This window comes from Streptomyces sp. N50, from assembly GCF_033335955.1.
Classification (GTDB): domain Bacteria; phylum Actinomycetota; class Actinomycetes; order Streptomycetales; family Streptomycetaceae; genus Streptomyces.
On sequence record NZ_CP137549.1, the window covers coordinates 7249625 to 7261916 of the forward strand.

The 12292-nt window shown below is 71.5% G+C and carries 12 protein-coding genes; 4 read left to right on the top strand and 8 right to left on the bottom strand.

The features are described from left to right. Positions 1-13 precede the first annotated feature (13 nt). Positions 14-676: a response regulator transcription factor gene (locus R2B38_RS32425; RefSeq protein ID WP_030605794.1), complete on the bottom strand. Its 663-nt coding sequence runs from the start codon at positions 674-676 to the stop codon at positions 14-16. A gap of 237 nt (positions 677-913) precedes the next feature. Continuing rightward, positions 914-1540: a DUF3000 domain-containing protein gene (locus tag R2B38_RS32430; protein ID WP_033285032.1), complete on the bottom strand. Its 627-nt coding sequence runs from the start codon at positions 1538-1540 to the stop codon at positions 914-916. A gap of 146 nt (positions 1541-1686) precedes the next feature. On the opposite strand from R2B38_RS32430, the gene hemE reads away from it, so the two are divergent. Further along, the gene (hemE, locus tag R2B38_RS32435) at positions 1687-2754 is read left to right on the top strand and encodes a uroporphyrinogen decarboxylase (RefSeq protein WP_318019375.1); all 1068 of its coding nucleotides are present in this window, start codon (positions 1687-1689) and stop codon (positions 2752-2754) included. 7 nt (positions 2755-2761) lie between these two features. Here the strand turns inward: hemE and R2B38_RS32440 are convergent, their stop codons facing one another. Next, complete coding sequence (locus R2B38_RS32440; RefSeq protein WP_318019376.1) at positions 2762-3586, bottom strand: rhomboid family intramembrane serine protease; 825 nt, start codon at positions 3584-3586, stop codon at positions 2762-2764. Between the two features lie 125 nt (positions 3587-3711). On the opposite strand from R2B38_RS32440, the gene R2B38_RS32445 reads away from it, so the two are divergent. Beyond that, positions 3712-4035 (top strand): hypothetical protein, encoded by a 324-nt coding sequence (locus R2B38_RS32445; RefSeq protein WP_033285029.1) that lies wholly within the window; start codon positions 3712-3714, stop codon positions 4033-4035. A gap of 5 nt (positions 4036-4040) precedes the next feature. Here R2B38_RS32445 and R2B38_RS32450 read toward each other — a convergent pair whose 3' ends face one another. Together R2B38_RS32450 and R2B38_RS32455 are read right to left on the bottom strand one after the other, a co-directional pair. Beyond that, positions 4041-5441 (bottom strand): FAD-dependent oxidoreductase, encoded by a 1401-nt coding sequence (locus R2B38_RS32450; RefSeq protein ID WP_318019377.1) that lies wholly within the window; start codon positions 5439-5441, stop codon positions 4041-4043. A gap of 27 nt (positions 5442-5468) precedes the next feature. Continuing rightward, entirely contained in the window at positions 5469-6428 is a 960-nt protein-coding gene (locus R2B38_RS32455; RefSeq protein ID WP_318019378.1) for a DUF4349 domain-containing protein, read from the bottom strand. 174 nt (positions 6429-6602) lie between these two features. Here R2B38_RS32455 and hemG point away from each other — a divergent pair, with 174 nt between their 5' ends. Together hemG and hemQ are read left to right on the top strand one after the other, a co-directional pair. After that, the gene (hemG, locus tag R2B38_RS32460; RefSeq protein WP_318019379.1) at positions 6603-8033 is read left to right on the top strand and encodes a protoporphyrinogen oxidase; all 1431 of its coding nucleotides are present in this window, start codon (positions 6603-6605) and stop codon (positions 8031-8033) included. Between the two features lie 4 nt (positions 8034-8037). Further along, positions 8038-8769, top strand: coding sequence for a hydrogen peroxide-dependent heme synthase (hemQ, locus tag R2B38_RS32465; RefSeq protein ID WP_318019380.1), 732 nt, complete (start codon positions 8038-8040; stop codon positions 8767-8769). Positions 8770-8826: 57 nt separating this feature from the next. Here the strand turns inward: hemQ and R2B38_RS32470 are convergent, their stop codons facing one another. The 3 genes from R2B38_RS32470 to R2B38_RS32480 all read right to left on the bottom strand — a co-directional run bounded on the left by R2B38_RS32470 (position 8827) and on the right by R2B38_RS32480 (position 12206). Next, on the bottom strand, positions 8827-10407 hold the full coding sequence (locus R2B38_RS32470) for an alpha/beta hydrolase (RefSeq protein WP_318019381.1): 1581 nt from the start codon (positions 10405-10407) through the stop codon (positions 8827-8829). A gap of 134 nt (positions 10408-10541) precedes the next feature. Continuing rightward, positions 10542-11318, bottom strand: a complete 777-nt coding sequence (locus tag R2B38_RS32475; RefSeq protein ID WP_318019382.1) for a TIGR04222 domain-containing membrane protein — start codon at positions 11316-11318, stop codon at positions 10542-10544. 117 nt (positions 11319-11435) lie between these two features. Further along, positions 11436-12206: a DUF4142 domain-containing protein gene (locus R2B38_RS32480; protein ID WP_318019383.1), complete on the bottom strand. Its 771-nt coding sequence runs from the start codon at positions 12204-12206 to the stop codon at positions 11436-11438. Between the last annotated feature and the right edge of the window lie 86 nt (positions 12207-12292).

Sequence of the window (12292 nt, forward strand, 5' to 3'; positions counted from 1 at the left end):
TCGCGGGAGACGGTCAGTGGATGATTCCGGTGCGCAGCGCCACCGCGACCATGCCGGCGCGGTCACCCGTGCCGAGCTTGCGGGCGATGCGGGCGAGGTGGCTCTTGACGGTCAGTGCGGACAGGCCCATGGAGACGCCGATGGCCTTGTTCGACTGGCCCTCCGCGACCAGACGCAGGACCTCGACCTCTCGGCCGGACAGTTCGCGGTAGCCACCCGGGTGGCTCGGGGAACCCGGGGGGCGGCGGTGCATACGGGCGGCGGCGGAGCCGATGGGGGCGGCGCCGGGCCGGGTGGGGAGCCCGACGTTGGTGCGGGTGCCGGTGACGACGTAGCCCTTGACGCCGCCCGCGAGGGCGTTGCGCACGGCACCGATGTCGTCGGCGGCGGACAGGGCCAGGCCGTTGGGCCAGCCTGCGGCTCTGGTCTCGGAGAGCAGGGTGAGACCGGAACCGTCGGGAAGGTGGACGTCTGCCACACAGATGTCGCGGGGGTTGCCGATGCGGGGACGAGCCTCCGCGACGGACGAGGCCTCGATGACGTCGCGCACACCGAGCGCCCACAGGTGGCGGGTGACGGTGGAGCGGACGCGCGGGTCGGCCACGACCACCATGGCGGTCGGCTTGTTCGGGCGGTAGGCGACCAGGCTTGCGGGCTGCTCAAGAAGAACGGACACCAGGCCTCCTGGGGTGCGGGACGACTTTCAAGGTCACAGTCGTCTTCGGCACCAAACCCCGGGTCCTTTAGAGAAAGATCACGATTTAGTGAGTAGCAATCAGTGCAATTCGGACACGCTGTCGATCGTTCGGTGAACGAAACGGCTCGTTCGATGGGCCACTCCTGATTGAAAGTGGCCGTATCGACAAAGACACCGGAAGTGATCGGTAAGACCTCGGTGTGCCTCGGGTAAGGCTCAGCGTGACTGCGGGCCGCGGCGCTGCGGCAGCGTGACGATGGACGCGTCGCCCGGGCCCGCCGGGGGCAGGCCCGCGACCTGGGCCAGCAGATCGCACCAGGAGGCAAGATGCGCCGCCGTGTCCGGGACGCCGCCGAGCCCCTCGCGCGGAGTCCACGAGGCACGGATCTCGATCTGGGACGCGGACGGCCGCTCGGACAGCCCGCCGAAGTAGTGGGAGCTGGCCCGCGTGACGGTGCCGCTCGGCTCGCCGTACGTCAGTCCGCGCGCCTGGAGCGCGCCGGTCAGCCAGGACCAGCACACGTCGGGCAGCAGCGGGTCCGCCGCCATCTCCGCCTCCAGCTCCGCGCGCACCAGCGTCACCAGCCGGAACGTGCCGTGCCAGGCGTCGTGCCCGGCCGGGTCGTGCAGCAGCACCAGCCGGCCGTCGGCCAGGTCCTGGTCGCCGTCGACGACCGCGGCCTCCAGCGCGTACGCGTAGGGCGCGAGCCGCTGGGGCGCGGGCGTCGGATCGATCTCGATCTGCGGCCGCAGCCGACTGTTCTTCAGGGCCTGGACCGCGGCCTGGAAAGCCGGCGGCGCCGCACCGCCCCCATCCCGGTCCCCCTCCTTGGAGTCGTCCATCCCGTCAGCGCCATCCGACAATCGTCCCTGAGCCGCAGCCATGCGGGAAGATTAAGGGGAACGGAGGCATCGTGCGGGACTAGACACCCGCTCTTCCGCTCAGCACACCGTGTAATCGCCTTCTGGCGCCGTGCGAGACTTGCCCCGTGAGTGCCAACCAGAGCCCCGCGGGCCAGCAGCCGACCGCCACTTACGACTCCGCCTTCATGAAGGCGTGCAGGCGCGAGCCCGTGCCCCACACGCCGGTGTGGTTCATGCGGCAGGCCGGCCGTTCGCTGCCCGAGTACCACAAGGCGCGCGAGGGCATCGCGATGCTCGACTCCTGCACGCGGCCCGAGCTGGTCGCCGAGATCACGCTCCAGCCGGTGCGTCGGCACAAGGTGGACGCGGCGGTCTACTTCAGCGACATCGTCGTCCCGCTCAAGGCCATCGGCATCGACCTCGACATCAAGCCCGGCGTCGGCCCGGTCGTCGAGAAGCCGATCCGCACCCGCGCCGACCTGGCCCGGCTCCGCGACCTCACCCCCGAGGACGTCTCCTACGTCACGGAGGCCGTCGGCCTGCTGACCGCCGAGCTCGGCCCCACCCCCCTCATCGGCTTCGCCGGCGCCCCGTTCACCCTCGCGAGCTACCTCATCGAGGGCGGCCCGTCCCGCACGTACGAGAACGCCAAGGCGATCATGTACGGCGACCCCGAGCTCTGGGCCGACCTCCTGGACCGCCTCGCCGACATCACGGCCGCCTTCCTCAAGGTCCAGATCGAGGCGGGCGCCAGCGCCGTCCAGCTCTTCGACTCCTGGGCCGGCGCCCTCGCCCCGGCGGACTACCGCCGCTCGGTCCTCCCCGCCTCCGCGAAGGTCCTCAAGGCGGTCGAGGGCTACGGCGTCCCGCGCATCCACTTCGGCGTCGGCACCGGCGAGCTGCTCGGCCTGATGGGCGAGGCCGGCGCGGACGTCGTCGGCGTCGACTGGCGCGTCCCGCTCGACGAGGCCGCCCGCCGCGTCGGCCCCGGCAAGGCGCTCCAGGGCAACCTCGACCCGACCGTCCTGTTCACCTCCACGGAGGTCGTCGAGGCGAAGACCCGCGAGGTCCTCGACGCGGCGAAGGGCCTGGAGGGGCACATCTTCAACCTCGGGCACGGCGTGATGCCGAACACCGACCCGGACTCGCTCACCCGGCTCGCCGAGTACGTCCACACGCAGACGGCCCTCTAGAGACCGCTCACCATGTGTGCCGGGGCCGGGCCCGCCTGCCGAACAGCAGGCCGCGCGGTTCCGGCGGCGGGGGAGTGCCCGCCTTGAGCGGCCAGGCCAGCAGCATGCCGACGAGGAACCCGACGACATGCGCCTCGTACGCCACGGTGCCGGCGTCGGAGACGCCCTCGCCGGACGAGTAGAACGCCTGGAGCACGAACCAGAAGCCCAGCACCAGCCAGGCGGGCAGCCGTAGGGGCAGGAAGAACAGGAACGGCACCAGGACCCACACCCTGGCCCTCGCGTACAGCACCAGATAGGCGCCCAGGACACCGGCGATCGCCCCGGAGGCACCGATCAGCGGGTCGGCCGAGTCGGCGTTGAGCAGCGCGAAGCCGTAGCCCGCCGCGTAACCGCACACTACGTAGAACAGCGTGAAGCGGATGTGGCCCATGCGGTCCTCGACGTTGTTGCCGAAGATCATCAGGAACAGCATGTTGCCCAGCAGGTGGATCCAGCTGCCGTGCAGGAACATCGCGGTGAAGACGCTCAGCGGGGCCGACTTGTCGTAGGCCGGCGGACCGGCCGCGCACGCCGGGCCGCCGGGGCCCGCCTGGACGGCGCCGGTCGGGACCAGCTGCGGCATCTGGTGGTGGATCAACTCCCGCGGTACGGCCGCGTAGTGGTCCAGGAACGCCTGTAGATGGCACAGCTGTGAGAGGTCGCTGCCGCCCGCCACGGAGCCCGCCATTCCGGGCGTGAACAGGAAGACGAGCACGTTCGCGGCGATGAGCGCATACGTCACCCAAGGGGTGCGGCGCACCGGGTTCACGTCATGGACGGGGATGACCACAAGGGATTAGTGCCCCCGATACGCGCGGCGAACCGGTGAACACCGCCGTCCGCCTGTGCGTATGACTCCTCAACCGCCCGCGGTGCGGGGAAGGCGTGTCGCGGGGACGACGTGAGGAACAGGCGATGAACGACCGTATTTCCCCTCAGATGACCGCCACGCCCGACGGCGAGGCCGAGATCTCCCTGGTGGTGCGCCTCCCCTGGGAGGACGTCGCCCGGCTCGGCCAGGAGGCGGGACGCATGGCCGCGCAGATGCAGCGGCCGGTCACCCTGGACGAGGCGGTGAGCAACCGGCTGCGCTCCAACGCGCTGGGCGCCCACGCGAAGCCGGCCGGGGCTCAGCCGGCCGCGATGGTGCCGCCGAGCGCGTCCGTCTCGTCCCTGCCCGCCAGGCCGCCGGCCGAGCAGGCACGGCAGGCGATAGACCGCATCAACGGCACGGCGTAAACGCTTTACCTCAGGCCCGCCTGGACCTTGGCGGCCGCCTTGCGGGCCGCCACCAGGACCGGGTCCCACACCGGGGAGAACGGTGGGGCGTACCCCAGGTCCAGGGCCGTCATCTGTTCCACCGTCATACGGGCCGTGAGGGCGACCGCCGCGATGTCGACACGTTTCGCGGCGCCCTCCCGGCCGACGATCTGCACGCCCAGGAGACGGCCGGTACGGCGTTCGGCGAGCATCTTCACCGTCATGAGGGCGGCCTCGGGGTAGTAGCCCGCGCGGCTGGTCGACTCGATGGTGACCGCCTCGAACCGCAGCCCCGCGCGGTGGGCGTCCTTCTCGCGCAGCCCGGTGCGCGCGATCTCCAGGTCGCACACCTTGCTCACGGCGGTACCGACCACCCCGGGGAAGGTGGCGTAACCGCCGCCCACATTGGTGCCGATGACCTGCCCGTGCTTGTTGGCGTGGGTCCCCAGGGCGATGTGCCGCTCCTGCCCGGAGACCAGGTCGAGCACCTCGACGCAGTCGCCCCCGGCCCAGATGTTCTCGTGCCCGCGCACCCGCATCGCCAGGTCGGTGAGCAGCCCGTCGTGCTGTCCGACCGGCAGCCCGGCCGCCTTCGCGAGCGAGGTCTCCGGCCGGACACCGATCCCCAGCACGACGACGTCCGCCGGGTACTCCGTGTCCTCGGTGACCACCGCCCGCACCCGCCCGTCCTCCCCGGTGCGCACCTCGGTGACGTGGGCGTCGTCGACCATGGTGATGCCCAGGCCCTCCATCGCCTTGTGCACCAGGCGCCCCATGTCCGGGTCGAGCGTGGACATCGGCTCCTTGCCCCTGTTGACGACGGTGACGTCATACCCGCGGTTGACGAACGCCTCCGCCATCTCGACCCCGATGTATCCGGCCCCGACCACCACGGCCCGACGCCCACGCGTGCGTGCCAGCGAGTCGAGCAGCGCCTGCCCGTCGTCGAGCGTCTGCACCCCGTGCACCCCGGGCGCGTCCACCCCGGGCATGTCGGGCCGGATCGGCCGCGCCCCGGTCCCGATCACGAGCTTGTCGTACGACGTCCAGGACTCCTCCCCGGAATCGACGTCCCGCGCGCGTACCCGCCCACCCGCGACATCGAGCTCCACGACCTCGGTGCGCATCCGCAGGTCGATGTCACGCTCGCGGTGCTCCTCCGGCGTGCGGGCGATCAGCTCCTCCCGGGTGGACACATCACCGCCCACCCAGTAGGGGATGCCGCACGCCGAGTACGAGGTGAAGTGGCCGCGCTCGAAGGCGACGATCTCCAGCTCGTCCGGCCCTTTGAGGCGCCGTGCCTGCGACGCCGCGGACATGCCCGCGGCGTCTCCGCCGATGACGACCAGTCGTTCCCGGGTACCCCTCGCACGGCTCATGCTCATGCGAACACGCTACGGGGACCGATCATTTCAGTCCTGCCCGCCTTCCCCCTCAGGTCGTACCGGACGGGCTTCCGGGAGTGGTCCCACCCCGGTGGCCGCCGGAACGGCCGCCGCCCGACGCGGCCGTACGAGACGCAGCCACACGAAGAGCGCCAGCGCCGCCACGGCCGCGAACGGCAGCACCGCGCCGAGCGACAGGGCGATCCAGCGCAGCATCGTCACGAAGACGTGCCAGCCGCCCGCCACGGCGTCCACGAAGCCCGGGCTGTCGTCCTTCGCGGCCGGCTTCGCGACCGGGGTCTGCGACAGGGACAGCGTGATGGTGGCCAGGCTGGTGCGGTCCTTCAGGGAGGACTGCTGGGCGAGCAGTGCCTCCAGGTCGGACTCGCGGGTGCTCAACTCGCCCTCCAGCTCCACCACATCGCTCAACTTGGTGGCGCGGTCCATCAGTTCACGCACGCGTGCCACGCTGGCCCGCTGCGAGGCGATGCGGCTGTCCACGTCCACGACCTGGTCGGTGACGTCCTGCGCCTTCGCGGTGCGCGACAGGAGCTTGCCCGCGCCCTCCAGGTCGGCGAGGACCTCGTCGTACTTGTCGCTGGGCACGCGCAGGACGACCCGCGTGCGCTCGTGGCCCTGCCCGTCCCGGGTGGTCGACTCGTTGCCGACGAACCCGCCCGCGTTCTCGGTGGTGGTACGGGCCTCGTCGAGGGCCTTCGGTACGTCCTTGACCCGCACGGACAGCGAGGCCGTACGGATGATGCTGCTCGCGGTGAGCTTGGGGAGGGCCTTGGTGTTCCTGGCGTTGCCGCTGCCGGACGCGCCCTCCTGCTGGGCGGCGTCCGGGGCGACGGCCTTGGCGCCCGCGCCGGAGTCGCTGGCGCTTTTCTCGCTCGCGCCGCCGCTGCACCCGGCGAGCGCGAGCGCCGAGGCCAACAGGAGGCCGGCGAGGGCCTGGACGGGTCGTACGGAGAGTCGTGCGCGCATGGTGTGGGTACCCCCGAGGTTCGTCGTGACGACTGACGCACCTTCGACGCCGGGACCGGGCGGGACGTTGGCGGGAAACGGTCCCGATGCGGTCACGGTCGGGACTCGCACCGGACACCGCGTCGGACACCGGGCCGCAGTCGGACTGTCAGTGGGGTCTGAGAGGCTGGGTGCATGCGCGAAGTGGAGACTCGTACGGGCACAGGGCATGTCGTCGTCATCGGCGCCGGGATCGGCGGGCTGGCCGCCGCACACCGGCTGCTGGACAGAGGCGTGCGCGTGACCGTCGTCGAGGCGTCGGACCGGGTCGGTGGCAAGCTGCTGCCCGGTGAGATCGCGGGCGCCCGCGTGGACCTCGGCGCCGAGTCGATGCTGGCCCGCCGCCCCGAGGCCGTCGCCCTGGCCCGCGAGGTCGGCCTCACCGACCGCCTCCAGGCGCCCGCCACGGCCACCGCGTCGATCTGGACCCGGGGCGCCCTGCGCCCCATGCCCAAGGGCCACGTGATGGGCGTCCCCGGCACCGCGTCCGCCCTCTCCGGAGTCCTCTCGGACGAGGGCCTGCACCGCATCGAGCGCGACGCCGACCTGCCCCGCACGGAGGTCGGCGACGACGTGGCGGTAGGGGAGTACGTGGCGGCACGCCTCGGCCGCGAGGTCGTCGACCGCCTCGTGGAGCCCCTCCTGGGCGGGGTCTACGCGGGCGACGCGTACCGCATCTCGATGCGCTCCGCAGTCCCGCAGCTGTACCAGGCGGCGAAGACCCACGACTCCCTCACCGAGGCCGTCCGGGGCATCCAGGAGCGCGCCGCCGCCGCCCAGCAGACCGGCCCGGTCTTCATGGGCATCCAGGGCGGAGTGGGCCAACTCCCGCTCGCCGTCGCGGAGTCGGCCCGCGCGCGGGGCGCCGAGATCCTCACCGGGACACCGGTCACGGAGCTGCGCCGCAGCGGCACGTCGGGCTGGCGAGTCGTCGCCGGAGACCGCGTGCTCGAAGCCGACGGCGTGATCGTCGCCGTCCCCGCCCCGGTCGCCGCCGAGCTGCTACGGCCCGAAGCGCCGGGCGCCGCGGCCGAGTTGAGCGCCGTCGAGTACGCCTCGATGGCCCTGATCACCTTCGCCTACCGCCGCGCGGACACCGAACTCCCCGAAGGCAGTGGCTTCTTGGTGCCGCCGGTCGACGGCCGCACCATCAAGGCATCCACCTTCGCCTCCCAGAAATGGGGCTGGATCGCCGACGAGAACCCGGACGTGCTGGTCCTGCGCACCTCGGTGGGCCGCTACGGCGAGACGACGATCCTGGAGCGCGACGACACCGGCCTGGTCGACGTCTCCCGGCACGACCTGCGCGAGGCCACCGGCCTGGACGCCGAGCCCCTCGCCACCCGCGTCACCCGCTGGACCGACGGCCTGCCCCAGTACCCGGTGGGCCACCACGCGCGCGTGACCCGCATCCGCGAACACGTGGGCAAGCTGCCCGGACTGGCCGTCTGCGGTGCCGCGTACGACGGGGTCGGCATCCCGGCCACCATCGCGAGCGCGTACGCGGCCGTCGAGCGGCTGACCGGTGACCCGGTGCCGAGCGCCTCCGGCGGAGCGGGAGAATAGCCCCATGAGTGACGACGCCCCCACCACCGAGCCCGGCCGCATCCCGAACAAGGGCAAGCTGGCCAAGGACCTCAACGAGGTCATCCGCTACACCCTGTGGTCCGTCTTCAAGCTGAAGGACGTGCTGCCCGAGGATCGCGCCGGATACGCCGACGAGGTCCAGGAGCTGTTCGACCAGCTCGCCGCGAAGGACGTGACCGTCCGCGGCACGTACGACGTCTCGGGCCTGCGTGCCGACGCCGACCTCATGATCTGGTGGCACGCCGAGACCGCCGACCAGCTCCAGGAGGCGTACAACCTCTTCCGCCGCACGAAGCTCGGCCGCGCCCTGGACCCGGTCTGGTCGAACATGGCGCTGCACCGCCCCGCCGAGTTCAACCGCTCGCACATCCCGGCCTTCCTGGCCGACGAGACCCCGCGCAACTACATCAGCGTGTACCCGTTCGTGCGCTCCTACGACTGGTACCTGCTCCCCGACGAGGACCGCCGCCGCATGCTCGCGGACCACGGCAAGATGGCCCGCGGCTACCCGGACGTCCGCGCCAACACGGTCGCGTCCTTCTCCCTCGGCGACTACGAATGGCTCCTGGCCTTCGAGGCCGACGAGCTCTACCGCATCGTCGACCTCATGCGCCACCTGCGCGCGTCCGAGGCCCGCATGCACGTCCGCGAGGAGGTCCCCTTCTACACGGGCCGCCGCAAGGACATCGGTGAGCTGGTAGCGGGCTTGGCGTAGTTCTTTTGTCTTTAGGGGCGCGGGGAACTGCGCGACCAGCCCCCACCGGGCGGCAGTCTAAGAACTACCCGGTCGCGCAGCCTTCGGCTCAGCGTGCGGAGCACACGCAGCCCGCCGCTCGGGCAACCGCCCTTCCAACAGGTAAGCGTCCAGATACCCGTTGACGCACTTGTTGGACCCCCCGGCGATCCCATGAGTCCCCGCATCCCGCTCAGTCACCAACACCGAGTCGGACAAGCGCTGTTGCAACTCAAGGGCGCCGGAATAGGGCGTAGCCGCATCCCGCTCAGCAGCCATGATCAGCACCGGCGGCAACTCACCCGGACCCGTGCGCACATCCAGGGGCTGCTGACGCGGCTCGGGCCAATACGCACAGGGCAGATTCATCCACACGTTGTCCCACGTCTCGAACGGCGCCACCCGCGCGAGCCGGGTGTTGTCCCGGTCCCAGGTCTGCCAATCGGTAGGCCAGGCCGCGTCGTTGCACTCGACAGCCGTGTACACCGCGTTCCCGTTCTCCGCCTCGACAGCCGCCCCCGGCGTAGGCCCGGCCTGCTGGATCAACGGCTTGGGGTCGCCCTTCAGATACGCCGACAAGGCAGCCGCACTGTGCGGCCAGTAGTCGTCGTAGTACCCGGCGGACAGGATCGCGCCCTGCAACTGCGCAGGACCCACCTTCCCGCCCGCGGGCTTCTCCGCGAGCCGCGCCTCCGCCTTGCGGTAGTTGCCGAGCACCTTGTCCGCCGTGTCGCCGAGGCCGTAGACGTCGTCGTGCCTGGCGATCCACTCGCGGAAGTCCGTCCAGCGGCCCTCGAACGCGGCCGACTGGTCGAGGTTGTTGCGGTACCAGATCTGCTCGGGGTCCGGGTTCACCGCAGAGTCGAACACCATCCGCCGTACGTGCGTGGGGAACAGCGTCGCGTACAGCGCCCCGAAGTAGGTCCCGTAGGACGCGCCCATGAACGTCAGCCTGTCCTCGCCGAGTGCGGCGCGCAGGACGTCCAGGTCGCGGGCGTTGTTCAGGGAGGTGTAGAAGCGGAGCTTGCTGCCGGAGCGCTTGGCGCAGCCGCGCGCATAGGACTTGGCCTCCGCGATGCGTTCCTTCTTGTACGACTCCGAGGGGTACGTCGGCGACTGCGAAGGTGCCTTGAAGAAGTGCTTGGGGTCCTCGCAGGACAGGGGTGCCGACTTGTCGACCCCGCGCGGGGCGTAGCCGACGAGGTCGTAGGCCGACGCGATGCGCTTCCACTCGGGGAGCATGCCGATCAGCGGGAAGTAGAGGCCGGAGGCGCCCGGGCCGCCGGGGTTGTAGACCAGGGAGCCCTGGCCGGGCACTCTGCGCTTGCTGTTGTGCGGGTCCTTGTGGGTGGCCCGGGCGCGGCTGACGGTCAGCTTGATCTGCTTGCCGTCGGGGTGCGCGTAGTCGAGCGGGACGGAGACCGTGCCGCACTCCATGGTGCCGGGCAGGTCCTGGGCGTCGGGGCACTTCCCGAAGGTGATGCCCGCCGCCCGGGCGTGCGCGGCGGCCAGCGCGGTGCCGGTCGACTCCGCGGCGCCGGGGGCGCCGGTGGCCGGGGCGGCGGCGAGGGTGGTGAGGAGCAAGGACCCGGCGGCCGAGTACAGGGCGGCGGCTCGCATGGTGGGGTATCCCTTCGGAGCACGGCAGCAACAGAAGGGATGTTTCGTTCGGCCGTTGGCGAAGGCAAGCACCATCGGGCGGTGTCGGCCCCAATGACCCCTGTGCGCCCCCGGGGAGCGCCTTCACGCTGTGGTCAGCGGCGCCACTCATACTGCTCGCGGTGCGCGAAGGCCGCCCGCAGATCCGGCTCGCCGACCGCGCGGATGCCGCGTACGGCGACGGACGTCAGATACGTACGGTCGTCCCCGCTGCCCGCGTGCCGGGCCAGCGTGCCGAGCAGCCGCTGACCGGCCGGGGAGGCCCAGCGCGAGTACGGGTGCACCTCGACCCGCGCGATGGCCAGACAGCTCAGCGTGAGGGCCAGCGGCAGCGCGAACCAGAGCGCGACCAGCCCCCGCGGCATCTCGGCCCCCGGCGTCAGCAGCGCGGTCGCGCCCAGCACGAGCACGACGAGCGCGGCGCCCCGCACCTGCCGTACCCCGGACGCGACGGTCGTACTGCTGCCGTCCGGTACGGCCAGGCCCGCGTCGACGAGCCGGTCCGCGACGTCGCGGACCGCGTCCGTGGCCGCCGCGGTGGCCCGCACCGGGCCGATCCTGGACTGCCCCTCGGGCCCGATCGCGCCTATCACCGACCGCTCGATGGCGTCCCGGCCGCGCGGGTCGACGACGGTCGCCCAGCCGGTGTGCGCGAGCAGCAGCCGGTGCTGCCGCGCCATGGAGACCAGCGTCAGATCGGCGACCCGCGCGGGACCGCCGGAGAGGAACGCCGCCTCGTAGAGCGTCAGATCGTGTCCCGTGCCCGCGTCGTCCGTGTCGACGGCCGCCGCTCTGACGGCGGCCAGGCACAGCCGCGTGCACGCCGTGCCGGCGACGGCCCAGGCCAGGAGCAGGAGAAGGACCCAGAACATGCCAAGTTTCTATGCCAAAGGCCCAGCGGGACGCCATGCCTTGTTCACAATCCGGACGGAGCGTTGTCGGTATGTGACGTTCCGAATGTCCGGAAACGGACTACGGGCGAAACGGTTCTACGGCTGCGCCGACGGCGGTGGGGCGGAGGCAGCCGGCGGGAGCGTGTAGGTCGGGGAGACCGACGGGGCCAGCGGGACCACCTGACCGGGGTCGGCCGCGGCGGAGACGCTGGGCACCGGCGAGCTCGACGCCGCCATGTCCCGGGCCAGCGCGCCGAAGTCGACGTACCCGGTGGCCTCCAGGACCTTGATGTGGTCCAGGACGGTCGTGTTGGCGTCGTCGGCGAGGGCGCGGACCAGGGAGTTCTGGGTGGTCGCGCGGACCTGCGCGACCACCGTGAACACCTTGCCGTGCGCGAGGCGCAGGATGTTGGCGAACTTGCGGTCGAAGTCCACGCCCTGCGCCGCGTTCAGCGTGGCGAGCCACTGCTGTTGCTGCGCGTTGGGCTGGTTGGGCAGCGGCACCCCGAGCCGGGCGGCGACGTCCCGCACCCGCTCGTCCAGGAACGTGTGGCCGTCGATGAGGTGCTGCCCCGCCGTCCGCACGGCCGCGGTCGTGCCCTTCTCCTCCGCCTGCTGCCCGGCCGGCAGCTCCCACAGCCCGGCCAGCCGGACCCTGGTGACGAAGTCCCGGTCCAGGGCGGACAACGGTCCGTACTGCGTCGTCACGGTCTGGTCGCTGAGCACGCTGGCGCCGGTCGTCCCGGACCGGTCGGCGTAGGACCAGACCGGGAAGACCAGCGCGGCCAGGGTCGCGGTCAGGCCGATGACGATGACGCCGGTGCCACTGACTATGCCTCGGCCCTTTACGGGTGGTCGCGGTCGCATGGGGTGCCTCCTGTTACGGCACCGCACGTGAGTGTGCTTTTCGTGCGCCTCTCGTGCGGGACCGCAATATTACTGTGGAGTCACTG